We start from the raw sequence: 26,785 nt of genomic DNA on the forward strand, positions 1-26,785 counted from the left end.
CTGGGACCGGGGGCCGAGCGCGGTCCTGTGGAGAAGCGGGCTGCCTGGGGATAACCCCCAGCGCCCAGCTATTCGTGGTAGAGGGAGACGCTGATCGCGCCGGGGCCGAGGTGCACGCCAAGCACCGCCCCGAGCTCCGAGATGTGGGTCGAGTGCACCTTCCCTAGCCGGGTCGTGATGCGATCGAGGACCTGGCGGGCGCGGTCCTCGGCCTCGATGTGCTGGACGGCGATGCGGATATCGCGGTGCGGCGCCCCGGCATCGACGGCAAGGTCCACGAGGTGATTGAGGGCCTTGGTGGCGGTGCGGGCCTTGTCCCGCACGGCGAGCGCACCGTCGGAGAGGTGCAGGACGGGCTTGATGGCCAGCGCCGTGCCGAGGATGGCGGACGCGGCGCCGATGCGTCCTCCACGCCGCAGGTTGTCGAGCTGGTTGACGTAGACGAACGATCGCGTGCGAGTAGCCGCGCGGACAGCCGTCTCGTAGACCGCGTCACGATCGCATCCCTCCTGGGCAGCGCGGGCGGCCGCGAGGACGATGAAGGCAAGGCTGAACGCCGCGGCCTGGGAGTCGACGACGCGCACGTGCGGCCCGGCCTGCCCTGCTGCCTGGTGGGCGGCTTCCCAGGTGGAGGAGAGCTTGCGCGACAGGAAGATGCCCACGACGCCGTCTCCATCGCTGGCGGCCTGGGCTTCCTCGAACGCGCTGAGGAGCTCCTGCGGGGAGGCGCCCGCGGTGGAGACGCCACTGCCCCGCCACGCATCGGAGGGCATGGGGTCGATGCCTTCGCGGAGGTCCTCGCCGTGATAGATGATGTGCAGCGGCACGACATGGATGCCGTGCCGGCGAACGAGATCGATCGGTAGCGTTGCTGACGAGTCCGTTACTACTGTGACTGCCATTGCATGTCCTCTCTCGCTACCGCGCCGCCCTGGCACTTCCGGGCGAATCACTCTCACCGGACACGATAGCGGTGTGCATCAGCCTGGCGACGCGGCGATGGGCCGCGAAGCCCCAATGGATTCCGTCCGGGTTGCCCTCGTGCGCGCGGAGGTGGTCGATGGTGGCGGCAGGTATGTCGATGAGCGGGACGCCCTTCTCGCTGGCCCACTGGGTAATGGCGCGGGAGGTGCGGGGCTGCCCGGGCTGGGTGTAGCCGTAGTAGCGGCTGTGGTGCTGTGCCGGCAGCACGGCGAGGATGGGGATATCGGGCCGCACGGCGTCGATCGCGCCCCGGATCCGCTCCAGGTACGCGACGGTCACCGCGGGTGGCAGCGCCATGGGCCAGCCGAGGGGCGCGAGCACGGGCTGCACCCGCGCGTAGGTGGCGCGCACTCGTCTGCGCAGCCAGGAGGGACGCACGTACCGGATCTGCTCCCGCAGCGCGGTGGGCAGGGGCGATGGCAGGGAATCCATGCCCGCGACCGCGATGACGACGGCCCCTGCGCGCGGGATCGCTGACCATACGAGCGGGTCCTGGGTCAGCGCCCACCAAGCGTCGCGGCTCGTCCAGCCCACGCGCGCGCACAGGTGCGTGCGCCAGCCGAGCTCGGCGGCGACCAGGCTGGGCCAGATGCGGTGGTCATCAGCAGGCAAGCCACCGGATGGGCCGTAGAACGCGAGGGAGTCGCCCAGGACGAGCAGTGTTGGTGTGGTGCTGGGCTCAGGCAGCATCGGGCGCCACCTGGGCCGAGGAGTTCCAGACATCGAGGCGCCATTGGCCGGTGCCGTCGGGCGCGCCGTAGTGGCTGAGCTGGACCCAGCTAGCGTTGCCCAGCGCACCGAGGACCGGCCAGCTGCTCACCGGGAGGTCGAGGAGCTGGGCGGTGAGGGCCGCGATCAGGCCGCCGTGGGCGACCAGCACGATGGGATGCTCTGGCCAATGCTCGAGCCCGGGGTCGCCCTCGATGGAGCGCGCTACCAGCTCCTCGATCAGCGGCGTGGCGCGGGCAGCCACATCAACGCGGCTCTCGCCGCCCGGCGGCGCCAGGGTGGGCTCGAGGCGCCAGGCCGCCCGGGCGCCCGGGTGGAGCGCATCGACCTCGGCGTGGGTACGGCCCTGCCACTCGCCGAGGTGTGTCTCGCGGAGCCGCTTGTCCGTGCTGACGGCCAGCCCGGTCGCCGCGCCGAGCGCGAGGGCGGTGTCGTAGGCACGATGCAGGTCGGAGGAGACGATCGCGAGCGGATCGCACTGGGCGAGAACCTCGGCGGCGCGCTTGGCCTGCTCGATGCCAAGGCTCGAGAGCGCGGTGTCGAGCTGCCCCTGCATGCGGCTCTCCGCGTTGTACACCGTCTGTCCGTGGCGGAGCAGCACGATCCTGCGGATCGTGACTGGTGGCGCCATGGTGACTCCTCGTTCCTTGTGCTGCGGCGGCCCGCGGGCCCCGGATCACTCTAGCCGCTGGCCCCGCCTCGTCGGGCGGGACGCCGCGTCAGGCCTGCTCGGCCTCGTCGTCGGCGCGGGCCTCGTCGAGCCCGTCGACGGTGATGGCGGGGCAGTCCTTCCAGAGCCGCTCGAGGCCGTAGTAGGAACGCTCCTCGCCGTGCTGGATGTGGACGACGAAATCGACGTAGTCGAGCAGGGCCCAGCGCCCCTCGCTCGCCCCTTCGCGGCGGGTGGGCTTGCGGCCGATCGCGCGCAGCTTCTCCTCGACATTGTCGACGATGGAGCTGACGTGCCGCTCGTTGCCGCCGGTGGCGATGACGAAGCAGTCGGTGATGACGAGCTGCTCGGAAACGTCGAGGACGATGACGTCGGTGGCCTTCTTCTCGGATGCGGCGCGCGCCGCTACGGCGCTGGCCTCGATCGCCTCGTGCGTGGCGGTCATGGGTTCTCCTCATGTGGGGTTGCCCGCGCGGACGCGGGCCGTATGTCTGCGGATGCCGGGGCGATCTCGGGCTTCGCGCCTGCTACCGGGGCGTCGGTGGCTCTCCGGTAGAGATCGCGCTTGGCGATGTACTGCACCACTCCATCGGGCACCAGGTACCAGACGGGCCGCCCTTCGAGGGCCCTGGCCCGGCAGTCGCTCGAGGAGATCGCCAGGGCCGGGATCTCGATCAGGGTGATGATGTCATCGGGACGATCATCGAGGTGGGCGGAGAGATGCTCGGCGTGTAGATCATAGCCGGGCCTGCTCACGCCGACGAATTTCGCGAGATCGAAGATCTCCTCCCAGCTCTGCCAGGACAGGATGTTCGCGAGGGCATCGGCTCCGGTGATGAAGAACAGCTCATCCTCGGGATAGGTGGCGCGCAGGTCCCGCAGGGTATCCGCCGTGCGGGTGATGCCGGGCCGGTCGATGTCGACACGGCTGACCGAGAAGCGCGGGTTCGACGCGGTCGCGATGACGGTCATCAGGTAGCGGTCCTCGGCGGGGCTCACCGCGCCGGCCGCCTTCTGCCAGGGCTGCCCGGTGGGCACGAAGATCACCTCGTCGAGGGCGAACCGGTCGGCCACCTCGCTCGCTGCCACGAGGTGGCCATGGTGGATGGGATCGAAGGTGCCACCCATGACTCCGAGGCGTCGTGTGTCTGCGCGCATGGAACTCGACAATACGGCGCCCCGCCGCCGAGCGGGTGCGCCGGTGGCACTGCCTGGCGGTAGCGATGACCTATTCGTCGAACAACCATTCGAGGTGATGCAGCGCCAGCGCCCGGAACTCACGGGTCCGCCCCTGGGCAATGGCGCCAGGCCCGGGGCTTCCCTGGCTTGGGCGGGGCGAACCGTGCAGGGTCCGCTGCTCGCTGGCAACAAGGTCCTGGTCGAGGACCCGCGCTACCTCGCTCGCGGTCCAGCACAGCGAGGCGCGCTCGGCGAACTCGATGAGCCGGTCCACGGACGGATAGGGGCGGTGGGCCACGATGGTGTCCACCCATCTGGGGATCGCCGCGCATGTAGCGAGCATTGTTGCCGCGCGCTGCCCGGTCAATGCGTTGAACTGGGCGATCCTCATGGCCAACCACCTCCAGCGGAGCGATCCACATGCCGATGGGATGACCGTATTGCGGGCGATGGCCGCAATTTTTTCGCCACTGTGAAGGTTGCGTTAACTACCTCGGCCCACGGAGCCAATCCCCCGCGTGTGTGCGAAAAGCGACACATCCAGGCGCAAGAGCTGTCGTTTCACGCACTCTCGCAAGCTTCTTTCTAGCTCATCCCCGGCCAGTTCTCCTCCGCGATGGATACGATCGGGAGGTGGCCATCATGGACGGCAGGGAACCCGCGCCGCGGCCATCTGGCACGGTCTCGGCGCTGGACGAGGAGTTCGAGCGCGCGGGCTTGCTCGATGGCCTGAGCGGCGAGCCGCGCTCGCTCCGGCTCGCGGCCCTGCGGGCGCTCGCGGGCGACGGCGTGCCCATCGAGGATCTCGTGGTCGCGGCGCGCGCGGGACGGCTCGCGAGCCTCATCCTCGAGAAAGCTCTGGACCCGCCCGGGGTGTTCACCATCCATCAGCTCTCCCGCAAGTCGGGCGTGGAGGCGGGGCAGCTGCGCTCCTGGTTCCGGGCCCTCGGCCGTGGCGTGCCCGCCACCGACGCGCCGGTCTATAGCCACGACGATCTACTGATCGCGGAACGTTTCCGCGAGTACCTGAGGCTGGGGTTCGACACCGAGAAGCTGTTCGCCACGGCCCGCGTGTGGGGACGCAATCTCGGGAGCTTCGTCGATGCGATGTCCGGCATGGTCGAGGATGTGCTCCTGGCCTCGCACGACGATCCGGATGTTGTCCTGCGCTATGCGATGGAGGTGCGTCGCTTCGCCGAGGCAGAGGCGCAGATCGTCGCCCATCTGCTCGGCACCATGCTTGCCCAGCGCATTCGGTCGGATGCCGTGAGCGCGGCGGGCTCCCGGGACATCGCGATCACGGGTGCCCAGGAGGTCGCGTTCTGCTTCGCTGATCTCGTCGGCTTCACCCGCCTGGGCGAGAAGCTGCCCGTGGATATCCTCGGGGAGATGGCCGACGATCTCGGCGCGCTGGCCACCGATCTGGCCGAGGCCCCGGTGCGGGTGGTCAAGGCCATCGGGGACGCGGTGATGCTGATGAGCCTGGATCCCGTCGCCCTCGCCCGGACCGCGGTGGACATCGTTGACCAGGCGCAGGCTCGTGGCTTGCCACCGCTGCGCGCGTCGGTGACCCTCGGCACCGCGATCTCGCGGGCGGGCGACTGGTACGGGCGTCCGATCAACCTGGCGAGCCGGGTGCTCTCTGCCGCCCTGCCCCACCAGGTTCTGGTCACCGAGAGCGTGAGCCAGGCGCTCCAGCAAGCGGGCTGGAGCACTGCTCCCGCTGGCGCGTTCGACTTCAAGGGAGTGCCGGGGCCGACTCCCCTGTTCACCGTCGGGGCGCCGCCGGGAGCGCGCCCCTGAGCCGCCTCACGCCTCGGCGATCTCGAGGGCGACGGTCACGGTGTCGCCCTCGGCGATGCCTTCCGCGGCGCGCACTTGCTTCTTGATCGGCAGCAGGAAGCTGCCTGTCGGCTTGTCGGGGAACACTGATGTGTGCCAGGTGGTGGCGCCGATCGTCGCGGCGACGCGGACGGATCCGAAGCCAGCGCGGGGCCCGGCCTGCCGGTCATCGATCTCCTCGGCGACGTCGAGGGGCAGGCGCAGGAACGTCCAGGAGACGGCATCGCCGTGCCAGAGGAACAGGTCCGCATCGAACACCCAGCGCATGGCTCGATGCTAGCTCGCGAGGCCCGTGCGCAGCGGGTGCTACACGGGCAGCAGTCGCGCCACGACAGCCGCGAGGTGCTCGGCGGTACGGCATTCATGCATGGGAATGATCTGCTGGTAGAGGTCGGCGGCGGAGTCGCCGCTGCCCCATTGGGCGGCGGGCTCCGGATTGAGCCAGTGCGCCTGCCGGGCCGTGGTGACCATGCCGGCGAGGGCGGCGAGATTGGGGTCGCGATAGTTGGTGCGACCATCGCCGAGGATGAGCAGCGACGCGCGATGGGTGAGCGCGTGGCCGAACTCGTTGGTGAAGGTGGCGAAGGCATTGCCGTAGTCGGAGTGGCCGTCGTAGGTGATCAGCCGGGATTCGGCCATCATCCGCGAGATGGCGGTGCCGAGGCCGGACTGGGCGTCGAGGTACGCGGTGACCTCGTCGGTGGCGTCGATGAAGGCAAAGATCCGCACCCGGGAGAACTGCTCGCGCAGCGCATGGACGAGTTGCAGGGTGAAGTTGCTGAAGCCAGCGACGGAGCCGGAGATGTCGCAGAGCACGACGAGCTCGGGCCGGGTGCGCTTGGGGCGCTGCGCGACGAGGTCGATGGGCACGCCCCCGGTGGTCATGGACTTGCGCATGGTCTTGCGCACGTCGATGGAGCCGGCCCGCATGCGCTTGCGGCGCGCGGCGAGCCTGCTGGCGAGCAGCCGGGCGAGCGGGGCAACACTGGCGCGCAGGGCTTGCAGCTCGGTATCGCTGGCGCGGAGGAAATCGACCTGCTCGGCGACCTTCGGCACCGCGTAGGTCGTGACTTTCTGCACGCCAAGGCGCTGGGCGACGCGGCGCTGCGTCTCGGACTCGACCTGGGCGCGGAACCGCGCGACGAGGGCGGCGGCATTGCGCTTGGCCACCTCGAGGGCGAACGGCTCGGGGGTGCCTCCCGCCGTCGGCGCGATGCGCTCGAGGAGTCCCTTGAGGACCTTGTCGAGGACCTGGTCGGGAGCCATGGCCTGCATCGCCTGGTAGGCGGAGAAGGACTCGCCGTTCATCGAGCGGTAGCGGCCTAGCTCATCGACGATGAGGGTGATGGTCTCGTCGAGCTCGTCCTTCGCATTCAGGGACGTGCTAGCGAGCAGGTCGGCCACGGTATCGCGCAGCGCGGCGACATCGAGCGCACCGTCCTCGTCGCGCTGATGCTCGGCGACCGCGTCCTCGGTGGCGGCCCGGGCGCCGGTCGCGGCGGGGAACCACAGGTCGAAGGTGGTATCGAAGGTCGGCCGATGGGTATCGCGGCGCACGAGGGCGCAGGCGAGCCCCTCGCGCACCACGTCGCGCTCGTCGAGGCCCAGGTGGGTGAGGACGCGGGCGGCATCCACGGTCTCGGCGGGGCCGACTGGCATGCCCTTGGCGCGGAGGGCCTCGACGAAGCCCGCGAGGTGCCCGGTGATCCGGGGATGCTCCGCGGGGCGGGCCGGCATGTCGGGGCTGTCCATGCGGGCCTGGCTAAGCGAGCTTCAGGTCGGCGAGCGCGCGCTGGTGATCGGCGCGATGCTTGAGCACCACGCCGAGGGTGGTGCGGATCGCCTCGTCGTCGAGCTTCCCCGCGCCGAGCGCGAGCAGCGTGCGGGCCCAGTCGATGGTCTCGGCGACTGATGGCGATTTCTTCAGCTGCAGCGCACGGAGCGCACCGATCACGTCGACGATGCGGGCGGCGAACGCTGCTGGCAGCTCGGGCACCCGCGCGGCGAGGATGCGTCGCTCGCGGTCGGGATCGGGATAGTCCATGTGGAGGAACAGGCACCGTCGCTTGAGAGCCTCCGAGAGCTCGCGAGTGGCGTTGGAGGTAAGGATCGTCAGCGGTCGGCGCGTCGCGGTGATGGTGCCGAGCTCGGGGACGGTGACCGCGAAGTCGCTGAGCACCTCGAGCAGCAGCCCCTCGAACTCGACGTCGGCCTTGTCGGTCTCGTCGATCAGCAGCACGGTGGGATCGGTGCGGCGGATCGCGGCGAGCAGGGGCCGGGCCAGCAGGAACTCCTCGGAGAAGACGTCGTCGCGCGTGTCCTCCCAGCTGTTCTCGTGCGCGGCCTGGATGCGCAGGATCTGCTTGGCGTGGTTCCACTCGTAGAGGGCCCGTGCCTCGTCGACGCCCTCGTAGCATTGCAGCCGGATCAGGCCTGCCCCCGTGGCCGTGGCGATCGCGCGCGCCAGCTCGGTCTTGCCGACCCCGGCGGGCCCCTCGATGAGCAGCGGCTTGCCCAGCCGGTCGGCGAGGAACACAGCGGTCGCGGTGGCGGTATCGGCGAGGTAGCCGGTGGACGCGAGCCGGTCGATGACCTCGGCGGGCGAGGCGAACGCGGGGGTGGTCACGCTGAGGGGATCCATGGGTGCCTTTCGGGCGCGCTGGCCAGTAGGTGGGCCCGATGCGTGGGCCCGTCGAGCTGCTAGGCGGGCCTGGTGTGGCCGCTCCCCCATACGATCCACTTGGTGGAGGTGAGCTCCGGCAGGCCCATGGGGCCGCGGGCATGCAGCTTCTGCGTGGAGATGCCGATCTCGGCACCGAAGACGAACTGCTCGCCATCGGTGAACGCGGTGGAGGCGTTGACCATCACGGCCGCGGCGTCGACGCGATTGGTGAACTCGCGGGCCGCGGCGAGATCACTGGTGATGATCGCCTCGGTGTGGCTGGTGCCGTACTTATCGATGTGCTCGATGGCGGCATCGATGCCGTCGACGACCTTCACCGCGATATCGAGGCTCAGGTACTCGTCGGTCCAGTCCTGGTCGGTGGCGGGCACCATGCCGGGCAGCTCGCCGTGCAGGGTGACGCTCTGCTCCTGGAGCGCCTGGGTGAGCCGCGGGATGGCGGTGGTGGCGATAGACTGGTCGATCAGCAGCGTCTCGGCCGTGTTGCACACGCTGGGGCGCCGGGTCTTGGAGTTGAGCACGACCTTCTCGGCGATGTCGAGATCAGCGGCCGCGTGGACATAGACGTGCACGTTGCCGACGCCGGTCTCGATGGTGGGCACGGTGGCGTCGCGCACCACCGCATTGATGAGCCCGGCCCCGCCTCGGGGGATGACCACATCGACGAGCCCGCGGGCCTGGATGAGGTGGGTCACCGACGCCCGGTCCTCTGCGGGGAGGAGCTGCACCGCATCGGCTGGCAGGCCCTGCTCCGTCAGCGCGCCGCGCAGGGTCTCGACGAGGGTGGCGTTGGAGGAGGCCGCGGATCCGGACCCGCGCAGGAGCACGGCATTGCCGGACTTGAGCGACAGGCCGAACCCGTCGACAGTGACGTTGGGCCGGGCCTCGTAGACGATGCCGATGACGCCGAGCGGGACACGCTTCTGCACGAGCTCGAGGCCGTTGGGGAGGGTCTTGCCCTGCACGATCTCGCCGATCGGGTCGGCGAGCCCCGCGACCTGCCGCAGCCCGGAAGCGATGCCCTCCACCCGGGCCCCTGTGAGGCGCAGCCGGTCTATGAGCGACTCCGCTGTCCCTGCGGCGCGGGCGCGCTCGATGTCCTCGTCGTTCGCGGCCAGGATGGCGCTCGTGGCGGCAAGGATGGCATCAGCGGCGGCGTGCAGCGCCGCGTTCTTCTGCTCGGTGGTGAGCAGCGCCAGCACGCGGGACGCGGAGCGGGCGCGCCGGGCCGCGTCGTGGACGTGCGTGCGCAGGTCGGTGGAGGTGTGGCTGGGCGAGCCCGCGAGGGTGGAGCCGGTCGTCATGGCCTCCAGGGTAGCGGGTCAGGATCGCGCGCGGATCGTGCCTCGTGCCCTGGAGGCGCGTGGGATGCTAGGTGGATGAGCCGCATCGCAGTGCTGGGCAGCGTGAACATGGACCTGGTGACGCGGGCTCCCCGCATCCCTGCCGTGGGCGAGACCGTGCTGGGCGAGTCGCTGGCGGAGATCCCTGGCGGCAAGGGCGCCAACCAGGCGAAGGCGGCGGCGCGGCTTGGCGGGGAGGTGTGGTTCCTGGGCGCGCTGGGCGCCGACCGCTTCGCCGGGACGCTCCGGGAGTCGCTGGAGCAGGCCGGGGTGCATCTTCCCGAGGCCCGCGCGGTGGACGCCGCCAGCGGGCTCGCGGCCATCAGTGTCGATCATGCCGGCGACAACGCGATCATCGTTGTCCCGGGCGCGAACGCCGCCATGACAGCACTGCTGCCGGAGGAGCGGCGCCGGATCGTTGAGTGCGATGTGCTTCTGATGCAGTGCGAGCTACCGATCAGCATCGTCACGGAGGCAGCGATGGCCGCGAGCGCGGCAGGCGCCACGGTGATGCTGAACCCCTCCCCTGCCCGGGAGCTGCCAAGCGATCTCGCGTCGAGCACGGACGTGCTGATCGTCAATGAGCATGAGGCCGCGGTCCTGCACGCGGACCTGCGGCATGTCCGGCATGTGGTGACCACCCGTGGTGGCGCGGGAGCGTCCTACCGGGGGCCTGGCGGGGGCGAGATCGAGACGGCGCCGCCAGCCGTTGATGTGGTCGATACGACCGGGGCGGGCGATGCGTTCGCTGGCGCTCTCGCGGCTTTCTGGCACACTGGACCTCGCACGGCGCTGCGCTGGGCGACTGCCGCTGGCGCGGTGGCAACCACGCGGCCCGGAGCTTTCGCGCCACCGTTGACGCTGGTAGCGGAGTATGTCGAGCACGATGAGGTTTGAGCAGCGACCGCTACGGATGCCGTCCGTGCATATGTGAACTATGATCACAATGTGACGATGGCCACATTGCATGGCTGTCCAGCGAAAACAGGCTCTAAAGTCCCCTGCCCGCGCGACGCACCCTGACAACGGGGCGCCGCATTGTTAATCTCAGGTTACCGATGAAATCTGACATCGAAAACACAGACACCGCCCGCCGTGCGGTGCGATTCCGCTTTCCAGAAATCTCGGATGGGATTCGACTCTGGGAAATCGCCCGCGATTCACAAGTGCTAGACCTGAACTCGAGCTACGCCTATGTGCTCTGGTGCCGCGACTTCCGGGAGTCCTCGGTGGTCGCGGAGGTCGATGGCCGCGTGGCCGGATTCGTCACCGGCTACTTCCGTCCGCCGGACCCGCTCACCATCATGGTGTGGCAGGTCGCCGTGGACGGCGACTACCGGGGCCTCAAGATCGCCCACAACATGCTCGATTGGCTGCTCGACCAGCCACCGGTGCAGCGCGCGACCCATCTCGAGACGACCATCAGCCCGGACAATGAAGCGTCCATCAAGCTGTTCAGCTCGCTCGCGCGCTCCCGTGACACCGAGATCGTGCGCAGCGATCTGTTCCCGCCGGACCTCTTCCCCGATAGCCACGAGGCGGAGGATCTCTACCGGATCGGTGAGTTCGCCCCGCGCTGACCTGGGCCGCCCGAGCGCGGCCACGGCATCACCATCACGTCCCTGACGTCGATTCGCATTTTCAAGGAGATAGACATGACCATCGCTGACTTGCCTACTGACGATAAGTCCGAGAAGCCCGGTACCGGACCGGGCGTCCCGTCGATCATCCTCAACCGGGAGTCCGAGGTCCGGGGCTACTGCCGTGGCTGGCCCACGACGTTCACGACCGCCAAGGGTTCCTGGATCACCGACACCTCCGGCCGCAAGTACCTCGATTTCTTCGCCGGTGCTGGTTCCCTCAACTACGGGCACAACCACCCCGTGCTCAAGGAAGCACTCCTCGACTACCTCAGCAAGGACGGCATCACCCACGGGCTCGACATGGCCACCGTGGCGAAGAAGGAGTTCCTCGAGACGTTCGAGGAGAAGCTCCTCAAGCCGCGCGGCCTCGATTACAAGGTGCAGTTCCCCGGCCCCACCGGGACCAACTCCGTCGAGGCTGCCCTCAAGCTCGCCCGCAAGGCCACCGGCCGCGAGGCAATCATCAACTTCACCAATGCCTTCCACGGCATGACGCTCGGTGCCCTCTCCGTCACCGGCAACTCCATGAAGCGCGCCGGCGCTGGCATCCCGCTGGTCCACGCCACGCCGATGCCGTACGACAACTACTTCGGCGGAGTCACCGAGGACTTCCAGTGGTTCGAGCGGGTCCTCGATGACTCCGGCTCGGGCCTCAACCGCCCCGCCGCCGTGATCGTCGAGACCGTGCAGGGCGAGGGTGGCGTCAACGTTGCCCGCTACGAGTGGCTGCGCGCCCTCGCGGACCTCTGCGCCCGCCGCGACATCCTGCTGATCGTCGATGATGTGCAGATGGGCTGCGGCCGCACCGGCCCGTTCTTCTCCTTCGAGGCGGCTGGCATCAAGCCAGACATCGTGACCATCTCCAAGTCCATCAGTGGCTACGGCCTCCCGATGGCGCTGACCCTGTTCAAGCCTGAGCTCGACATCTGGACCCCGGGCGAGCACAACGGCACCTTCCGCGGCAACAACCCGGCCTTCGTCACCGCGAGGCTCGCCATCGAGACGTTCTGGGCGGACAACGCCATCGAGCTCGAGACGGCCCGCAAGGGGGAGAAGATCGCCGAGCGGTTCGAGGCGCTCGCGCAAGAGATCGGCGGGCTCCAGCACCGTGGTCGTGGCATGGTCCAGGGCCTCGTGTTCGACGAGCCCGAGCTTGCCTCGGCCGCATGCGAGATCGCGTTCAACAACGGCATGCTCGCCGAGACCTCCGGCCCGTCCGACGAGGTGGTCAAGCTGCTTCCGCCGCTGACCCTCACCGATGAGGAGCTCAACCTCGGGCTCGACATCCTCAGCGATGCAGCCCGACAGGTCCTGCGCTGACCCGGGCCACCCCATCATCAGGCCGTCGCCGCGCGATATCCAGCGCGGCGGCGCGCTGCTAGAGCGGACCGCAGAGAAAGGCACCCAGCATGATCGTTCGCACCACCCAGGACATCACCAACACCGAGCGCGACGTCGAGGCCGAGAACGGCAACTGGCGCTCCAAGCGCATCGTCCTCGCTGACGATCGGGTCGGCTTCTCGTTCCACGAGACCGTCATCAAGGCCGGCACGGTCAACGACTTCTGGTACGCGAACCATGTCGAGGCGGTCTGGCTCGTCGAGGGGCGCGGCAGGCTCACCGACCTCGAGACCGGCACCATCTACGACATCGGCCCGGGTTCCATGTACCTGCTCAATGGCTTCGAGAAGCACCGCCTCGAGGTCGATGAGCAGATGCGCATGATGTGCGTGTTCAACCCGCCCGTCACGGGACGCGAGGTGCATGACGAGCACGGCGTGTACCCGCTCATCACGCTCGACGAGTAATCCCCCAGCGCGCGTAAGGCCCGGCGGCCCAGCATCAACCCAGCCGCCGGGCCTTTCGCGCGCGGCACGCCTTCCTGCTCAACGTTGACGGTTTCGCATCGACCGGAAACGAAATATGAATTCTAGGCCGGGAATGATGTCGGGGTATAACAAATCCGGGACTGATGGCCGGATGATCCACGATTCCGCTGGCTGGGCTGGTATACCGGAAGAGGACGCGGGGCAGCTGGGGAAGGTGCCCCGCGTCTCTCCATGTGCGCCAAGCCCCCATTCGCGGAGCGGGGTGCGGCGATGCTGCCCCCCGGCCTATCCTGGGCGGGGTGAGAAGCCCGATGCCGCCCGCACCGATGCCCCTCGAGCCCCAGGCGCCCGTGCCGCGCCCCAGAGCCATTGGGCACGAAGGCCTCGCCCGGGCCATCGAGATTCTCGCGGGCCGCAACGCGGTCGCCCTGACCGGGGCGGGCTTGTCCACCGACTCGGGCATACCCGACTATCGCAGCCCCTCGGCGCCCCGGCGCACGCCCATGACGATCTCACAGTTCCTCGGCAGCCGGGAGGCGCGCCAGCAATACTGGGCCCGCAACCATATCGGTTGGCGATTCATCGAATCTCGCTCGCCCAACCCTGGGCATCGCGCGCTGGCCACGCTCGAGGACGCAGGCGTGATCCGCTCGGTGATCACCCAGAACGTCGACCTGCTGCACACCCGCGCCGGGCACCGCGATGTCATCAACCTGCATGGCACGTACCGCACCGTGGTGTGCCTCGATTGCGGGGCTCGCACCAATCGGGCTTTGCTCGCGAAGCAGCTCGAGCAGCTCAACCCCGAGTTCGCGCGGGCCGCGACCATCGACGGCCTCGAGATCGCCCCGGACGCAGATGCCCTGGTCAAGGACGTGGCACGGTTCCGCATGGTGGATTGCGCTGATTGCGGGGGCATCCTCAAGCCCGACATCGTGTTCTTCGGCGAGTCGGTTCCGCGCCCGACCGTCGAGCGCTGCTACGCCGAGGTCGAGGCCGCCGATGGCTTGCTCGTCGCGGGCTCCTCGCTGACGGTCATGTCGGGACTCCGGTTCGTGCGCCGCGCGGCCCGGCGTGGCATCCCCATCGTCGTCATCAATCGCGGCGGCACCCGGGGCGATGAGCTCGCGAGCGCGCGCATCGACGGGGGCTGCTCGGAGACGCTGGGTGCCCTCGCCGCGGTCTTGCTCTAGAGGTCTTGCTCTGGGGCTCCCCCGGGGAGGTGGCCGCCGCCTCGGATTGCCGACTATATCGACTTCTGTCAATATAGATACATGTCGAACCAGACCGAGGATCTCGCCGCGCTGCTCAAGGCACTCGGCGACCCCATCCGGCTCCAGATAGCCACCACCCTGGCGGCGAGCACCGACAGCGTCTGTGTCTGCGACATCACCAGCCTGTTCACCGTCTCGCAGCCCACCGTCTCCCACCACCTCAAGGTGCTGCGCGACGCTGGCATGGTCACCGCGGAACGGCACGGCACATGGATGCACTACACCCTCCCCCCCCGCGCCAAGGAGATCATCACCGCGATCCTCTCCGCCAGTGGTGCCAGCACAGCCACCACACTGCCCCTCGCGACCACCACCGAATGCTGCTAGCCCCGCCCGCACGGCACTCGAGAAGGACTTCACAGTGACCGCTCCCCCGAGCACCGGAACCCACGTCGTCGACAAGCTCTCCACCCTCGACCGCTACCTGCCCGTCTGGATCGGCGCCGCGATGATCCTCGGCCTGCTCCTCGGCCGCTTCGTCCCCGGCATCAACACCGCCATCGACAGCATCACCGTCGACGGCATCTCGCTGCCCATCGCGCTCGGCCTGCTCATCATGATGTACCCCGTCCTCGCGAAGGTCCGGTACGACCGCCTCGATACCGTCACCGGCGACCGCCGACTGCTCGCCAGCTCGATCATCCTCAACTGGGTCGTCGGCCCGGCCATCATGTTCGCGCTGGCCTGGATGCTCCTGCCTGACCTTCCCGAGTACCGCACCGGGCTCATCATCGTCGGGCTGGCCCGCTGCATCGCCATGGTCATCATCTGGAACGACCTGGCCTGCGGCGACCGCGAGGCGGCAGCCGTGCTCGTGGCCCTGAACTCGGTCTTCCAGATCGTCATGTTCGCCTTGCTCGGCTGGTTCTACCTCGACCTGCTGCCCGGCTGGCTCGGGCTCGGCCAGGCCACCATCGACGCATCACCGTGGGACATCGCTCGCTCCGTGCTGATCTTCCTCGGCCTTCCGCTGGCCGCCGGCTACCTCACCCGCAGGCTCGGCGAGCGCGCTCGCGGCCGCGAGTGGTACGAGGCAACCTTCCTGCCGCGCATCGGCCCCTGGGCGCTCTACGGGCTGCTGTTCACCATCGTGATGCTCTTCGCGCTGCAGGGCGAGCAGATCGCCGCCAACCCCCTCGACGTCGTGCGCATCGCGCTGCCGCTGCTGCTGTACTTCGCGATCATGTGGGGCAGCGGCTACCTCACCGGCATCATGCTGGGCCTCAGCTACGAGCGGACGACGACCCTCGCGTTCACCGCGGCGGGCAACAACTTCGAGCTGGCCATCGCCGTTGCCATCGCCACGTTCGGCGTGACCTCCGGGCAGGCGCTCGCAGGCGTGGTAGGACCGCTCATCGAGGTACCGGTGCTCGTGGGCCTCGTCTACGTCTCCCTGTGGCTGCGCCGCCGCTACTGGAGCAATACGTCGAGCCCGGAGAGGACCACGGCATGAGCGACCGACCCAGCGTCCTGTTCGTCTGCGTCCACAACGCGGGACGCTCCCAGATGGCCGCCGCCTACCTCGCCCACCTCTCCGCGGGCCGCATCGAGGTCCGATCCGCCGGTAGCGCCCCCGCCGATGCGATCAATCCAGCCGCTGTGGCCGCGATGGCCGAGGACGGCATCGACATGAGCGGATCGCTGCCCAAGGTCCTCACCGTCGACTCGGTCCAGGCTTCCGACGTGATCATCACCATGGGGTGCGGCGACGCCTGCCCGGTGTTCCCCGGCAAGTCCTACCGCGACTGGGTGCTCGACGATCCCGCCGGACAAGGCATCGACGCGGTCCGTCCGATCCGGGACGAGATCCGCCGCCGCGTCGAGGAGCTCATCGCCGAGCTCACCGGGGCGCGCCAATGATCCCGGTGGCCGCGCCGAGCGTGCTGTTCGTGTGCGCCCGGAATGGTGGCAAATCCCAAATGGCAGCGGCGTTGCTGCGCCACCATGCCGGAGACGCCGTGGTCGTGCACTCGGCGGGAACGGACCCCGGCACCGCGCTCAACACTGAATCAGCCCGCAGCATCGCCGAGCTGGGCGCCTCGATGGAGGGCGAGCATCCCAAGCCGATCGACCCGCACCTGCTCGCCGCCGCTGATGTCGTCGTGATCCTCGGCGAGGAGGCCACCATCGACAATGCCCCGGCCACGGTGGAGCGATGGATCACAGATGAACCATCCGAGCGCGGCATCACCGGAATGGAGCGCATGCGGCTCGTGCGCGACGATATCGATGCGCACGTCCGCGAGCTCGCCACCCGCCTCGGCGTGGCGCTGGGCGACTCCTAGGCCTGGCTACGGACGAGGCCTGCTAGTGCGCGACCAGGTCGTCGGCATGGATGACGGGCCGTCGCAGCTCCGGGGATAGCTCAGCGGTGGACCGGCCCAGCATGCCCGCGAGCTCGGACGCATCGTAGGCCACGACCCCGCGTGCGATGCGGCTGCCGTCGGGCGCGCACAGCTCCACCACATCGCCGCCGTAGAAGCGCCCATCGACGGCGGTGATGCCCGCGGCCAGCAGCGACCGGCGATGCCCCAGGACTGCCTTCACGGCGCCGTCGTCGAGATGCAGCGAGCCATTGGTATCCGCGGCGTGCCGCACCCAGAACTTGCGCGCGGACATGCGCTCGGGCCGGGCCACGAAGGCCGTGCCGATAGTGGCGGAGGCGAGCGCCGCGGACGCATCGGTGGCAGCGGCGAGCAGCACGGGAATGCCGGAGTCCGCGGCGAGGCGCGCTGCCGATAGCTTCGAGGCCATCCCGCCCGTGCCCAGCGCCCCACCACTGCCCGCGATCACACCATCGAGGTCCGCGGGGCCATCCACCTGGTTGATGAGCCTCGCTCCCCCTTTGCGGGGATCACCGTCGTAGAGCCCGTCGACATCGGAGAGCAGGACGAGCGCGTCCGCGCCCACGAGATGCGCGACGAGGGCCGCGAGCCGGTCATTGTCACCAAAGCGCAGCTCGGTGGTCGCGACGGTGTCATTCTCGTTGACCACGGGGACGGCGTGCAGCGCGCGCAACCGATCGAGGGTGCGCTGCGCGTTGCGATGCTGGGCGCGCCGGGCGATATCGTCGGCGGTCAGCAGGACCTGCCCAACGGTGCGCCCGTAGCGCGCGAACGACACGCTCCACGCCTCGACGAGCGCGAGCTGCCCGACGCTGGCCGCGGCCTGCTTCGTGGCGAGATCCTGGGGACGCTTGCGCAGTCCGAGCGGCGCGATACCGGCCCCCACCGCGCCGGAGGACACCACAACCAGGTCGGAGCCTGCTTGCATGCGAGCCTCGAACGCGTCCACGAGCGCATCGATCCGCTCGGTGACAAGTCCGCCCTCGACGGTGGTGATCGCCGAGGAGCCGACCTTGACGACCACGCTGCGCGCTCCGGCAATGGTCGCGCGGATGCTCACTGCTCGAGCTCGCTCTCGTTCTCCTCCAGTCCCCGGCGAATTCGGCTAGCGAGCTTGCGCTCCTTCGCGCCCACGCGCTCGGTCTGCTCGAGGCGCGCATCAGTGCCGCGACCCGTGGGCACGACATCCGCCCCGGCCGGGGTCTGCGGATCAAAATCGAACGTGACATCGCCGACCGTGACCGACGCGCCAGGCTGCGCTCCGAGCCGCAGCAACTCGTCCTCCACGCCGAGCTTGTTCAACCGGTCCGCGAGGAAGCCCACGGCCTCGTCATTGTCGAACTGCGTCTGCTTGATCCACCGCTCCGGCTTGGCACCGCGCACGATGAACCCGCCCGGCTCCGACGGGTCAGGAGTGACGGTGAAGCTGTCCTCGGCGGACTGCACGGGACGGATGATCTGCCTGCGCTCGGTCGCCCTCGGGTGGGCTGCCCGGTACTCCGCGACGATCCGGGCGAGCGCGAACGACAGCTCGCGCAGGCCAGTGCGCGCCACCGCCGAGACGATGTGCACGGGCCAGCCGCGTTCCTCGAGCTCGGACTGGACGAACTCCGCGAGCTCAGCGGCCTCGGGCACATCGGCCTTGTTGAGGACCACGATGCGCGGACGATCACGCAGGTCGCCGAGGCTCGCGTCGCCCTCCAGGGACGGCGTGTACGCCTCCAGCTCGGCCTCGAGGGCATCGATGTCGGAGATGGGATCGCGCCCCGGGTCCATCGTGGCGCAATCGACGACGTGAGCGAGCACCGCGCACCGCTCGATGTGCCGCAGGAAGTCCAGGCCCAGGCCCTTGCCCTCGCTCGCGCCGGGGATCAGGCCCGGCACGTCGGCGATGGTGTAGGTGACATCGCCCGCCTCGACAACGCCCAGGTTCGGTCGCAGCGTGGTGAAGGGGTAATCAGCGATCTTCGGCTTGGCCGCCGAGAGCACCGAGATGAGCGAGGACTTCCCGGCGGAAGGAAAGCCAACCAGTCCGACGTCGGCAACCGATTTCAGCTCCAGCACGACCTCGGCCTGCTCGCCGTCCTCGCCGAGCAGCGCGAACCCGGGGGCGCGGCGGGCGCGGGAGACCAGCGCGGCGTTGCCGAGGCCACCGCGGCCCCCGCGAGCGATGACAAGCTCCGTACCGGCGCCCACCATGTCCGCGAGGAGCTCGCCATTCTTGTCGAGGACAACGGTGCCCTCGGGGACGTGCAGGATCAGGTCCTCGCCCTCCGCGCCATTGCGGTTGCTGCCCATGCCGGACTTGCCGTTGGACGCCTTCGCGTGCGGGCGGAAGTGGAAATCAAGGAGGGTGTGCACGTTCGGGTCAACAACGAGGATGACACTGCCACCGCGGCCGCCGTTGCCCCCGTCGGGCCCACCAAGGGGCTTGAACTTCTCGCGGTGGACGGAGGCACAGCCGTGCCCGCCGTTTCCTGCCTGGGTGTGCAGAACGACGCGGTCGATGAATCGTGCCACGAGTGGATCCTCCTCCCACCGGGATCGCCGGTGGTACTGGTCCGCGCGGCGGTGCCGCGCCTGGTGCCCCTTGGCTCTGGGGTCGCTTGGTGCTGGGTATCAATCGGCGCTCTGTATCAGTGAGCGCTCTGGGCGGGACCGCTGCATGTCGTCCGCTGCGTTCCCGATCTCGGCGGGCGGTAATGCAAACAGGGGCGGGCTGTCGGGCGTGCTGCCCGGGCCCGCCCCTGCGAGAGCGTGAACGCTGCGCTGAACGCGTGTCCCTGCGAGGTGCTTGGTGTCGCTACGCCGATACCTCGACGGGGACGACGTTGATGGTCTTGCGGCCACGCTTGCGGCCGAACTCGACCACTCCGCCGTCGAGAGCGAAGAGAGTATCGTCGCCACCGCGGCCGACGCCGACACCGGGGTGGAAGTGCGTGCCACGCTGGCGGACGAGGATCTCGCCACCGTTGACGAGCTGGCCACCGTAGCGCTTGACGCCGAGCCGCTTGGAGTTCGAGTCGCGCCCGTTGCGCGAGCTGGAAGCACCCTTCTTATGTGCCATTGCTGGTCCTCCTTGAAGGCCTGAAGTACTGAGATCGAGACAGTGACTTACGCGTTGATGCCGGTGACCTTCAAGACGGTCAGCTTCTGCCGGTGACCCTGACGCTTGTGGTAGCCGGTCTTGTTCTTGAACTTGTGGATGCGGATCTTCGGGCCCTTGGTCTGCTCGACGACCTCACCGGTGACCGAGGCCTTGGCCAGCGCGGCGGAATCGGAGGTGACTTCTGCGCCATTCACGACGAGGGCGACAGGAAGCTCAACTGCAGTGCCCGGAGCACCCTCGATCTTCTCGACCTTCACGAGGTCACCAACAGCAACCTTGTACTGCTTGCCGCCGGACTTGACGATCGCGTACATGGAGGGCTACCCCTTGCTTCATCAAACGTGTGTGCTCGTACCGCAGGGCGCGATACGACTGGTCCATCATGCTAGCCACCCAGTTCACCAATGCACCTGCGGCGAACACGGGGGTTCACACCGTCACCACGTCTCGCGGGCACATCGTGCGCACGGGAGACGGGGCTCCCATGACCACTTGACTATGCGCGATCGCAGCATGAAGGGGCATCGCCGGGCAGCGACTTTCCAAGGCTAGTGGACAGGGGGCAGCCTGGTCAAACCAGGCTCCGCCGCCCCTCCCCCGAGCCAGGCCGATCCAGCGCGATCCCGGCCGTTCCAGCCAGAGCCAGGCCGATCCAGCGCGATCCAGCCCCAAACGCGATAGAAGCAGCAGTGAATCCACTGCTGCTTCTATCGCGTTTGACGGTATCCGGTGCTTTTGCGGCCACGGACGCCTTGCGGCCACGACCCCATCAAGCGGCGCACCGCCGCTCAACGGATCAGGACTCGGCGGCGCCCCCAACTGCATCGGCGCCAGCTGCCTCGGACCCAGCCGCTTCGGAACCCGCGGTCTCCCGGCTTGCATCGGCCGTGTCCGCGGGCGGGCCCGACGGCCGTCCTGCTGCGCGCCGACGGCGTTGCACAGGCCTAGCGACCACTTCGGCCTCTTGCGCCGGAACGACCGTCACGACTGGCGCAGGCTCGACGGGCGCAGGCTCCTCGCTGGCAGCCGAGACCGGGCCAGCCGGGGCCGAGGCAGCCGAGACCGGGCCAGCCGATGCCGAGGCTGCGGCCTCCGGGGACTCCGGAGCCGAGGGAGCCGAAGGAGTCGAAGGAGCCGCCCCGCCCGCGGGACGCCGCGCGCGTCGCCGACGTGGGGGGCGCACGGGCTCCGCGGCTGCTCCCGCAGGAGCATCGGACCCGGCGCTGGTGGCTGAACTGCCGCTCGTCGTATCAGCCGCGGCGGGTTCCTGGGCGGCTGCCGGCCCGCTCGTATCGCCCGGTTCGGATGCGGTGGCCGCGGCTTCCCGCTCCTGCGGCTCCGCAGCCTGCGATGCGGTGTCCTGCTGCTCGGCCTCGGGCTTGGCGGCGCTGGTAGAGCCACTCGAACGGCTGCGCCGACGAGACCTCGATGGCCTGCTTGCCTGCTCGGGTGCAGCATCCTCGGTCGCGTCCGGCGCCTTGTCCGGCGAGCTCGCCCCAGCGGATGCCGCTCCAGCATCGTCCTCGTCGGCGTCCTCCGGCGACGTTGACATCGCGAGGATCATCGGATGCTTCGAGTGGTTCTCCGCCTGTGCCTTGAGGTCATCGGGCGAGGATTGCTGCGTGTGCTGCTTCGGGGCCTCGGGCGCCTCTGCCTCTGGCTTGGCGGGGCGTGTGCGGCGCGAGCGGCGGGAACTGGTGCCCCGGTCCGGCTCGGCCTGCGCGTCGACGGGCTCGTCGTGCATGACGATGCCCCGGCCGTGGCAGTGCTCGCAGGTGGTGGAGAACGCCTCGACGAGTCCGGTGCCGATGCGCTTGCGCGTCATCTGGACGAGTCCGAGCGAGGTGACCTCGGAGACCTGGTGCCGGGTCCGGTCCCGCGCCAATGCCTCGGTGAGGCGCCGGAGCACGAGGTCCCGGTTGGACTCGAGCACCATGTCGATGAAGTCGATGACGATCATCCCGCCGACGTCGCGCAGGCGCAGCTGCCGCACGATCTCCTCGGCGGACTCGAGGTTGTTCCTCGTGACCGTCTCCTCGAGGTTGCCGCCGGAACCGGTGAACTTGCCAGTGTTGACATCGATCACCGTCATCGCCTCGGTGCGGTCGATGACCAGTGTTCCGCCGCTGGGAAGCCAGACCTTGCGGTCGAGTGCCTTCGAGATCTGCTCATCTATGCGGAACCGCTCGAACACATCGATCTTCTCCTCGTGCTTGTGCACGCGGTCGAGCAGATCGGGCGCGACCTTGCGGACATACCCCTCGACGGTCTCCCACACTCGATCGCCCTGGACGACGAGCTGCGCGAAGTCCTCGTTGAACATGTCGCGCACGACCTTCACGAGCAGGTCCGGCTCCTCGTACAGCGCTCGTGGCGCCTTGCCCTTGTCGGCTTTCGACTCCTCGGAGATCGATGCCCACAGCTTGCGGAGCCGATCGACGTCCCGGGCGAGCTCCTCGGCCGGCACGCCCTCGGATGCCGTGCGAACAATAACGCCAGCATCGTCGGGGACGATCTCGCGAAGGATCTCCTTGAGCCTGCGGCGCTCGTTGTCGGGCAGCTTGCGGCTGATCCCGGTGGACGAGCCCTCGGGCACGTACACGAGGAAACGGCCAGCGAGCGAGACCTGGGTGGTCAGGCGGGCACCCTTGTGGCCGACGGGATCCTTGGAGACCTGCACGAGCACCTGGTCGCCAGGCCGCAGCGCCTGCTCGATCTTGCGCGCGCCACCATCGAGCCCGGCGGCATCCCAGTTGACCTCGCCGGCGTACAGCACGCCATTGCGGCCGCGGCCGATATCCACGAACGCGGCTTCCATGCTGGGCAGGACGTTCTGGACGCGCCCCAGGTAGATATTGCCCACGATCGAGCCGGATGCGGCGCTGGTCACGAAGTGCTCGACGAGCATCCCGTCCTCGAGAACGCCGATCTGGGTGGTCGTGCCGGGCTGGTTGCTGGCACGCTTCTCGCGCACCACCATCACACGCTCGACCGATTCGCGGCGCGCGAGGAACTCGGCCTCGGTCAGGATCGGCGGGCGGCGGCGGACTGCTTCCCGTCCGTCCCGGCGACGCTGGCGCTTGGCCTCAAGGCGGGTCGATCCGCTGATCCCCTGCACCTCGTCCTTGCGGGGCTTGCTGCGCGGCTCTCGCTCGTGCACGACGGTGTTCGGCGGGTCCTCGCCCGGGGTGGCATCGCTCGCATCATCACCGCTGCCCCGGCGACGACGACGGCGACGGCGACGGCGACTGCTCGAGGAGCCGGACGTCTCATCGCTGTCGTCCCCCGAGGATTCGTCGGTGGATTCGCTGTCGCCGGGCTCATCCGCCGCGGCCTTGGCCGTGTCGCTACCGCCCTGCGCAGGCTCGGCCTTACCAGGCTGGTCCGTGCCCGACGAGCCCGAGTCCTTGGCGCTGGGGGCATCGTCGGACTGCTCGGCGCTAGTGTCGCTGTCGCTCTCCGAGGATCCCTCGTCGCCCGAGGTGTTCTCGCCCTTGCCCCGGCCCCGGCCGCGGCGTCCCCGGCGACGGCGCCTGTTCCGCTTGCCGCCGTCATCGTCGTCGGTACCGGATTCCGAGGTCTCGTCCTCGTCCTCGTCGGGCTCGCTGGCCTTGGCGCTGGCGCCCTTGCCGCCATCCCCCTTGCCACTGGCAGCCTTGGCGCCGTCCGACTTGGCCGGCTCGGCCTTGGCATCACTGGTCGTGCTCGACTCGCCCTGCTCCGGTGCTTGCTCCTCACTCGCGCGCTTGGGCTTGCGAGCCCGGGACCGGGACCGGGGCTCCTCATCGCGGTCCACTTCCGGCGGCGACAGGAACAGGGGCGGGCCCACGTCGACCGCGGGCTCGTCGACCGAGCCCTGCTGGGCCGCTGCGGCCTCGCGCTTTGCCGCTGGCTCCGAGAAGAGCGAGGGAGAGCCCTCGGGTCCTGATCGCTTCGCGGGCCCCTCCGCCTCGGCCGACGGCGCGGGCTCGGTAGTGCTCGGGCCTGGTTCTGCGGCAGCAGCCTTCTCGGGGCCCGCGGTTGCTTGCGCATCGTCCCACAGCTGCTCGGCGAGCGATCGTTCCACGGTGGAATGCGCGCTGCGCATCTCGTGGCCCTGTTCCTTGAGGCTGGCGAGCAGTTGCTTGCTGGTCTGCCCTAGAAGCTTGGCGAGCGCGTGAACGCGCATCTTGGCGGGGAACACTGGGCGTGAGTCCTCACTGTCGGCGGACTGAGCTGCGGATTCACCGCTGGTGTTCAGTTGGGTAGCGTCATCGGGCGCCACGTGATCAGCCACGTATACTCCTCGCGCCCCCGGGCGCGTAGGACGCGGCCACACAGGGGCATAAGCCTTCTCGCGCGCGTACCGGCGCGAGTTCATTGTCAGGTCTGCCAGCGGTGCCTCGCCGGGAAAAAGGATCCAGCGGGTCATCGCTGCGGGCACCGTGGCTCGCCCGGCTCGATCCTCCGTTGGGCTCGGCGCCTGGCATGACCGTCATGCCGCGCCTGAACCGGTACCGGGAACGTGCCGGGCTCCCCCTCGGAAGCCCTGCAGCGGCACCGTGTCATCCTCGCTGGAACGAGATCGTTCCCCGTCCCGTCGCGGCGGATGTGATGCCACTGCCTCCTACTATCCCACACTCCTCGGGCCAGGCTCGCCACGATGGGAAAGACTCGGCAGCGTGGCTGGTGCGCATGCACGCAGCCGGTGCTGCCGAGCCTCGGTGTGGCACGGCCCTGCGCGGGCCGCGATGGGGGCCTGGGTCAGCCCAGGCCGGGGAACCAGAGGGCGATCTCGCGCACGGCGGACTCGGTGGAATCCGATCCGTGCACGATGTTCTCCTGGACCTCGAGGGCGAAGTCACCACGGACGGAACCGGGCGCGGCCTTCTCCACGGGGTCGGTGCCACCGGCGATCTGGCGGAACGCGGCGATCGCGCGCGGTCCCTCGATCACTGCGGCCACGAGGGGCCCGGAGGTGATGAAGTCGATCAGGGACTGGTAGAAGGGCTTGCCCTGGTGCTCGGCGTAGTGCTGGGCGGCAGTCTCCTCGGTGACATTCTTCAGCTCCAGCGCAGCGAGGCTCAGGCCGCGCCGCTCGATGCGGGAGATGACTTCACCGACGAGGCCGCGGGCCACGCCGTCGGGCTTGATCAGTACTAGGGTGCGCTCACTCACGCGCTTAGCCTAGCGGCTCCCGCCACGCGTTGCGTCATCGCCCTTGCGCATCGTTCTCCCTGGCAGCCGTGTCCGCTTGGTCGTGTCGCTGAGCGGGGAGCAATCCCTCGGCCATGCGCTTGCGGATGTCGTTGCGCAGGTACAGGATATACACCCACACCGCGAGGAAGATCAGGCCAAGGACGCCGAGCGCGATGCTGAAGAAGAACGTGGCGACCATCAGCGCTTGCAGGGCGAAGTCGAAGCGCAGCGCCCACGGGCGGCGCTGCAGGCCGGATCCGATGATCATCAAGCCAGCGAGCCCGAGGATGTAGCTGCCCGATAGCCAGGTGATGCCGTCGCCGACTCGCCATACGGCGGGCAGGGCGAGCAGCACGACGATCGCCTGAAGGATCAGCGTGCCGGCCATCACGCCCCGCAGGCCCTTCCAGGGGTCGGGGGCCGCCCCGGGACCAGTGCTTGCGGTTGTCTCGGTCACAAGGGTTCCTTTCCGAACAGGCTGCGCGCGTTGCCGGCGGTGACGACGGAACCGGTGATGACGATTCCCGCCCCGGATACGTGCTCGTCGCCCGTGGCGACTTCCTCGGCCCGCTCCACCGCGGTCTCGATGGCATCGGCCAGCACGGGCGCGATGATGACGCGATCGTCGCCGAACCGCGGCATGGCGAGCTCGGCGAGATCTTGGGCAGGCATGGCGCGGGGCGAGGAGTTGGTGGTCACGACGATCTCGTCGAGCACTGGCTCGAGGGCGTCGAGGATGCCGGCCGCGTCCTTGTCCGCCATGACGGCGACCACGCCAACGAGGCGTCGGAAATCGAACTCGTCGGTGAGCGTGCGGGCAAGGGCCTGAGCGCCGTGGGGATTGTGCGCTGCGTCGAGGAACACGGTGGGGGCGGGCCGGACCCGCTCGAGCCGTCCGGGGCTGGCCACGGTGGCGAAGGCCTCGCGCACCGCGTCGATATCGAGCCGGCGATCCTTGCCCGCTCCGAAGAACGCTTCGACCGCGGCGAGCGCGAGGGAGGCATTGCGTGCCTGGTGCTCGCCGTGCAGCGGCAGGAAGATGTCGTCGTAGACGCCGCCGAGCCCCTGGAGGGTGATCTGCTGGCCCCCGATCGCCACGCGCCGCTCGAGGACGAGGAACTCGCTGCCGGCCCGGGCCACCGCGGCATCGGCGTCGACGGCCTGGTGCAGCAGCACATCCATCGCCTCGGGCTCCTGCTCGGCGATGACCGCGACGGTGTCGGTGGGGATCAGCTTCTCGGGAGCGCGCTTGATGATGCCGGCCTTCTCGGAAGCGATGGCCGTGAGCGTCGACCCGAGGTACTCGGTGTGGTCGAGGCCGATCGGGGTGATCACCGCGACGTCCCCGGTGACGACGTTGGTCGCGTCCCAGGTGCCGCCGAGGCCGACCTCGATGACACCGACGTCGATGGGGGCATCAGCGAAGACGGTGAACGCCATCGCGGTGAGCACCTCGAACTTGCTCATGCGTGGACCGCCGGCGGCGACCGATTTCTCATCGATCATGCCGATGTAGGGCTCGAGCTCGCGGTAGGTATCGATGTAGGTGCGCGGACTGATGGGCGCGTTATCGACACTGATGCGCTCGGTGACGAGCTGCAGGTGCGGGCTCGTGGTGCGGCCGGTGCGCTGCCCCATGCGAGTGAGCAGCGCATCGATCATGCGGGCCACCGAGGTCTTGCCGTTGGTCCCGGCGATGTGGATCGACGGGTACGCCGTGTGCGGGCCGCCGAGCACGTCGAGCAGCAGGGAGATCCGCGTCAGGCTCGGCTCGATCTTGGTCTCGGGCCAGCGCTGGTCGAGCTCGGCCTCCACCTCGGCGAGCTCGGCGAGGTCCTCCGCGGTGGGCGGGATGTAGATCGGTGTATCGGGGTCCGGCTTGGACTCGTCGTCCGGCACCCCGAGCGCCTTGAGGAGGTCGGGTCCGTCGAGGTCATCGATATTCATCGTGCTCCCATGTTGGTGGCGTGCCCGGCC

The 26,785-nt window shown here is 69.0% G+C and carries 28 protein-coding genes; 10 read left to right on the forward strand and 18 right to left on the reverse strand.

Annotated features, from left to right (window positions below; all coding sequences use genetic code 11):
• Window positions 1-68 precede the first annotated feature (68 nt).
• The 6 genes from HT102_RS04005 to HT102_RS04030 form a co-directional block, all read right to left on the reverse strand.
• Complete coding sequence (locus tag HT102_RS04005; protein ID WP_192038131.1) at window positions 69-902, reverse strand: DegV family protein; 834 nt, start codon at window positions 900-902, stop codon at window positions 69-71.
• 16 nt (window positions 903-918) lie between these two features.
• Window positions 919-1,674 (reverse strand): diglucosylglycerate octanoyltransferase, encoded by a 756-nt coding sequence (octT, locus tag HT102_RS04010; protein WP_192038132.1) that lies wholly within the window; start codon window positions 1,672-1,674, stop codon window positions 919-921.
• Window positions 1,664-2,344 (reverse strand): histidine phosphatase family protein, encoded by a 681-nt coding sequence (locus HT102_RS04015; RefSeq protein ID WP_192038133.1) that lies wholly within the window; start codon window positions 2,342-2,344, stop codon window positions 1,664-1,666. Before HT102_RS04015 ends, octT begins: the two co-directional genes overlap by 11 nt.
• Before the next feature lie 88 nt (window positions 2,345-2,432).
• On the reverse strand, window positions 2,433-2,828 hold the full coding sequence (gene rsfS / locus HT102_RS04020) for a ribosome silencing factor (protein WP_192038134.1): 396 nt from the start codon (window positions 2,826-2,828) through the stop codon (window positions 2,433-2,435).
• A complete protein-coding gene (nadD, locus tag HT102_RS04025) occupies window positions 2,825-3,541 on the reverse strand; it encodes a nicotinate-nucleotide adenylyltransferase (RefSeq protein ID WP_192038135.1) in 717 nt (238 codons plus the stop codon). Before nadD ends, rsfS begins: the two co-directional genes overlap by 4 nt.
• A 70-nt stretch (window positions 3,542-3,611) precedes the next feature.
• A complete protein-coding gene (locus tag HT102_RS04030) occupies window positions 3,612-3,953 on the reverse strand; it encodes a 2-oxo-4-hydroxy-4-carboxy-5-ureidoimidazoline decarboxylase (RefSeq protein WP_192038136.1) in 342 nt (113 codons plus the stop codon).
• A gap of 251 nt (window positions 3,954-4,204) precedes the next feature.
• On the opposite strand from HT102_RS04030, the gene HT102_RS04035 reads away from it, so the two are divergent.
• Entirely contained in the window at window positions 4,205-5,365 is a 1,161-nt protein-coding gene (locus tag HT102_RS04035; RefSeq protein WP_192038137.1) for an adenylate/guanylate cyclase domain-containing protein, read from the forward strand.
• 6 nt (window positions 5,366-5,371) lie between these two features.
• Here HT102_RS04035 and HT102_RS04040 read toward each other — a convergent pair whose 3' ends face one another.
• From HT102_RS04040 to HT102_RS04055, 4 genes are read right to left on the reverse strand one after another with little or no spacing between them, the layout of a single operon-like run.
• Window positions 5,372-5,671, reverse strand: coding sequence for a DUF1905 domain-containing protein (locus HT102_RS04040; protein WP_192038138.1), 300 nt, complete (start codon window positions 5,669-5,671; stop codon window positions 5,372-5,374).
• A gap of 39 nt (window positions 5,672-5,710) precedes the next feature.
• Window positions 5,711-7,156: a vWA domain-containing protein gene (locus HT102_RS04045; protein ID WP_192038139.1), complete on the reverse strand. Its 1,446-nt coding sequence runs from the start codon at window positions 7,154-7,156 to the stop codon at window positions 5,711-5,713.
• Between the two features lie 10 nt (window positions 7,157-7,166).
• Window positions 7,167-8,045, reverse strand: a complete 879-nt coding sequence (locus HT102_RS04050) for an AAA family ATPase (protein ID WP_192038140.1) — start codon at window positions 8,043-8,045, stop codon at window positions 7,167-7,169.
• 59 nt (window positions 8,046-8,104) lie between these two features.
• The gene (locus HT102_RS04055; RefSeq protein ID WP_192038141.1) at window positions 8,105-9,391 is read right to left on the reverse strand and encodes a glutamate-5-semialdehyde dehydrogenase; all 1,287 of its coding nucleotides are present in this window, start codon (window positions 9,389-9,391) and stop codon (window positions 8,105-8,107) included.
• Window positions 9,392-9,466: 75 nt separating this feature from the next.
• On the opposite strand from HT102_RS04055, the gene HT102_RS04060 reads away from it, so the two are divergent.
• The 9 genes from HT102_RS04060 to HT102_RS04100 all read left to right on the forward strand — a co-directional run bounded on the left by HT102_RS04060 (window position 9,467) and on the right by HT102_RS04100 (window position 16,461).
• Window positions 9,467-10,327, forward strand: a complete 861-nt coding sequence (locus tag HT102_RS04060) for a ribokinase (protein ID WP_192038142.1) — start codon at window positions 9,467-9,469, stop codon at window positions 10,325-10,327.
• Between the two features lie 161 nt (window positions 10,328-10,488).
• Window positions 10,489-11,010, forward strand: a complete 522-nt coding sequence (gene ectA / locus HT102_RS04065; RefSeq protein WP_192038143.1) for a diaminobutyrate acetyltransferase — start codon at window positions 10,489-10,491, stop codon at window positions 11,008-11,010.
• Window positions 11,011-11,085: 75 nt separating this feature from the next.
• Window positions 11,086-12,393 carry a diaminobutyrate--2-oxoglutarate transaminase gene (gene ectB / locus HT102_RS04070; protein WP_192038144.1) on the forward strand — a complete coding sequence of 436 codons (1,308 nt, stop codon included), beginning with the start codon at window positions 11,086-11,088 and terminating at the stop codon, window positions 12,391-12,393.
• Between the two features lie 89 nt (window positions 12,394-12,482).
• Complete coding sequence (locus tag HT102_RS04075; RefSeq protein ID WP_192038145.1) at window positions 12,483-12,881, forward strand: ectoine synthase; 399 nt, start codon at window positions 12,483-12,485, stop codon at window positions 12,879-12,881.
• Window positions 12,882-13,228: 347 nt separating this feature from the next.
• On the forward strand, window positions 13,229-14,095 hold the full coding sequence (locus HT102_RS04080) for a Sir2 family NAD-dependent protein deacetylase (protein ID WP_192038420.1): 867 nt from the start codon (window positions 13,229-13,231) through the stop codon (window positions 14,093-14,095).
• An 81-nt stretch (window positions 14,096-14,176) separates the two neighbouring features.
• Window positions 14,177-14,503 carry an ArsR/SmtB family transcription factor gene (locus HT102_RS04085; protein ID WP_192038146.1) on the forward strand — a complete coding sequence of 109 codons (327 nt, stop codon included), beginning with the start codon at window positions 14,177-14,179 and terminating at the stop codon, window positions 14,501-14,503.
• Between the two features lie 34 nt (window positions 14,504-14,537).
• On the forward strand, window positions 14,538-15,629 hold the full coding sequence (gene arsB / locus HT102_RS04090) for an ACR3 family arsenite efflux transporter (protein ID WP_192038147.1): 1,092 nt from the start codon (window positions 14,538-14,540) through the stop codon (window positions 15,627-15,629).
• Window positions 15,626-16,036: an arsenate reductase ArsC gene (locus tag HT102_RS04095; RefSeq protein WP_192038148.1), complete on the forward strand. Its 411-nt coding sequence runs from the start codon at window positions 15,626-15,628 to the stop codon at window positions 16,034-16,036. The genes arsB and HT102_RS04095 overlap by 4 nt, the downstream gene beginning before the upstream one ends.
• Window positions 16,033-16,461 carry an arsenate-mycothiol transferase ArsC gene (locus HT102_RS04100; protein WP_192038149.1) on the forward strand — a complete coding sequence of 143 codons (429 nt, stop codon included), beginning with the start codon at window positions 16,033-16,035 and terminating at the stop codon, window positions 16,459-16,461. Before HT102_RS04095 ends, HT102_RS04100 begins: the two co-directional genes overlap by 4 nt.
• A gap of 22 nt (window positions 16,462-16,483) precedes the next feature.
• On the opposite strand, the gene proB is transcribed toward HT102_RS04100, so the two are convergent.
• The 8 genes from proB to folC form a co-directional block, all read right to left on the reverse strand.
• Window positions 16,484-17,581, reverse strand: coding sequence for a glutamate 5-kinase (proB, locus tag HT102_RS04105; protein WP_192038150.1), 1,098 nt, complete (start codon window positions 17,579-17,581; stop codon window positions 16,484-16,486).
• Window positions 17,578-19,041, reverse strand: a complete 1,464-nt coding sequence (gene obgE / locus HT102_RS04110; RefSeq protein WP_192038151.1) for a GTPase ObgE — start codon at window positions 19,039-19,041, stop codon at window positions 17,578-17,580. The genes proB and obgE overlap by 4 nt, the downstream gene beginning before the upstream one ends.
• A 283-nt stretch (window positions 19,042-19,324) precedes the next feature.
• The gene (gene rpmA / locus HT102_RS04115) at window positions 19,325-19,588 is read right to left on the reverse strand and encodes a 50S ribosomal protein L27 (RefSeq protein ID WP_192038152.1); all 264 of its coding nucleotides are present in this window, start codon (window positions 19,586-19,588) and stop codon (window positions 19,325-19,327) included.
• Between the two features lie 47 nt (window positions 19,589-19,635).
• Complete coding sequence (gene rplU, locus HT102_RS04120; RefSeq protein ID WP_149361451.1) at window positions 19,636-19,944, reverse strand: 50S ribosomal protein L21; 309 nt, start codon at window positions 19,942-19,944, stop codon at window positions 19,636-19,638.
• 482 nt (window positions 19,945-20,426) lie between these two features.
• Entirely contained in the window at window positions 20,427-23,906 is a 3,480-nt protein-coding gene (locus tag HT102_RS04125) for a translation initiation factor IF-2 N-terminal domain-containing protein (protein ID WP_408611301.1), read from the reverse strand.
• Between the two features lie 467 nt (window positions 23,907-24,373).
• Window positions 24,374-24,787 carry a nucleoside-diphosphate kinase gene (gene ndk, locus HT102_RS04130; protein ID WP_192038153.1) on the reverse strand — a complete coding sequence of 138 codons (414 nt, stop codon included), beginning with the start codon at window positions 24,785-24,787 and terminating at the stop codon, window positions 24,374-24,376.
• Window positions 24,788-24,821: 34 nt separating this feature from the next.
• Window positions 24,822-25,196 carry a DUF4233 domain-containing protein gene (locus HT102_RS04135; RefSeq protein ID WP_192038422.1) on the reverse strand — a complete coding sequence of 125 codons (375 nt, stop codon included), beginning with the start codon at window positions 25,194-25,196 and terminating at the stop codon, window positions 24,822-24,824.
• 65 nt (window positions 25,197-25,261) lie between these two features.
• Entirely contained in the window at window positions 25,262-26,755 is a 1,494-nt protein-coding gene (folC, locus tag HT102_RS04140) for a bifunctional tetrahydrofolate synthase/dihydrofolate synthase (protein WP_192038154.1), read from the reverse strand.
• Between the last annotated feature and the right edge of the window lie 30 nt (window positions 26,756-26,785).

Source organism: Lolliginicoccus lacisalsi (assembly GCF_014841105.1).
In the GTDB taxonomy this organism is placed as follows: domain Bacteria; phylum Actinomycetota; class Actinomycetes; order Mycobacteriales; family Mycobacteriaceae; genus Lolliginicoccus; species Lolliginicoccus lacisalsi.

Coding starts and splice junctions, on each gene's coding strand:
- HT102_RS04005 (WP_192038131.1), bottom strand. CDS start 902: ATGGCAGTCACAGTAGTAACGGACTCGTCAGCAACGCTACCGATCGAT.
- HT102_RS04035 (WP_192038137.1), top strand. CDS start 4,205: ATGGACGGCAGGGAACCCGCGCCGCGGCCATCTGGCACGGTCTCGGCG.
- HT102_RS04135 (WP_192038422.1), bottom strand. CDS start 25,196: ATGGCCGGCACGCTGATCCTTCAGGCGATCGTCGTGCTGCTCGCCCTG.
- HT102_RS04080 (WP_192038420.1), top strand. CDS start 13,229: ATGCCCCTCGAGCCCCAGGCGCCCGTGCCGCGCCCCAGAGCCATTGGG.
- HT102_RS04030 (WP_192038136.1), bottom strand. CDS start 3,953: ATGAGGATCGCCCAGTTCAACGCATTGACCGGGCAGCGCGCGGCAACA.
- HT102_RS04075 (WP_192038145.1), top strand. CDS start 12,483: ATGATCGTTCGCACCACCCAGGACATCACCAACACCGAGCGCGACGTC.
- ectA (WP_192038143.1), top strand. CDS start 10,489: ATGAAATCTGACATCGAAAACACAGACACCGCCCGCCGTGCGGTGCGA.
- HT102_RS04015 (WP_192038133.1), bottom strand. CDS start 2,344: ATGGCGCCACCAGTCACGATCCGCAGGATCGTGCTGCTCCGCCACGGA.
- nadD (WP_192038135.1), bottom strand. CDS start 3,541: ATGCGCGCAGACACACGACGCCTCGGAGTCATGGGTGGCACCTTCGAT.
- rplU (WP_149361451.1), bottom strand. CDS start 19,944: ATGTACGCGATCGTCAAGTCCGGCGGCAAGCAGTACAAGGTTGCTGTT.
- HT102_RS04085 (WP_192038146.1), top strand. CDS start 14,177: ATGTCGAACCAGACCGAGGATCTCGCCGCGCTGCTCAAGGCACTCGGC.
- octT (WP_192038132.1), bottom strand. CDS start 1,674: ATGCTGCCTGAGCCCAGCACCACACCAACACTGCTCGTCCTGGGCGAC.
- rsfS (WP_192038134.1), bottom strand. CDS start 2,828: ATGACCGCCACGCACGAGGCGATCGAGGCCAGCGCCGTAGCGGCGCGC.
- ectB (WP_192038144.1), top strand. CDS start 11,086: ATGACCATCGCTGACTTGCCTACTGACGATAAGTCCGAGAAGCCCGGT.
- HT102_RS04100 (WP_192038149.1), top strand. CDS start 16,033: ATGATCCCGGTGGCCGCGCCGAGCGTGCTGTTCGTGTGCGCCCGGAAT.
- HT102_RS04045 (WP_192038139.1), bottom strand. CDS start 7,156: ATGGACAGCCCCGACATGCCGGCCCGCCCCGCGGAGCATCCCCGGATC.
- HT102_RS04095 (WP_192038148.1), top strand. CDS start 15,626: ATGAGCGACCGACCCAGCGTCCTGTTCGTCTGCGTCCACAACGCGGGA.
- HT102_RS04040 (WP_192038138.1), bottom strand. CDS start 5,671: ATGCGCTGGGTGTTCGATGCGGACCTGTTCCTCTGGCACGGCGATGCC.
- HT102_RS04055 (WP_192038141.1), bottom strand. CDS start 9,391: ATGACGACCGGCTCCACCCTCGCGGGCTCGCCCAGCCACACCTCCACC.
- folC (WP_192038154.1), bottom strand. CDS start 26,755: ATGAATATCGATGACCTCGACGGACCCGACCTCCTCAAGGCGCTCGGG.
- HT102_RS04060 (WP_192038142.1), top strand. CDS start 9,467: ATGAGCCGCATCGCAGTGCTGGGCAGCGTGAACATGGACCTGGTGACG.
- HT102_RS04050 (WP_192038140.1), bottom strand. CDS start 8,045: ATGGATCCCCTCAGCGTGACCACCCCCGCGTTCGCCTCGCCCGCCGAG.
- rpmA (WP_192038152.1), bottom strand. CDS start 19,588: ATGGCACATAAGAAGGGTGCTTCCAGCTCGCGCAACGGGCGCGACTCG.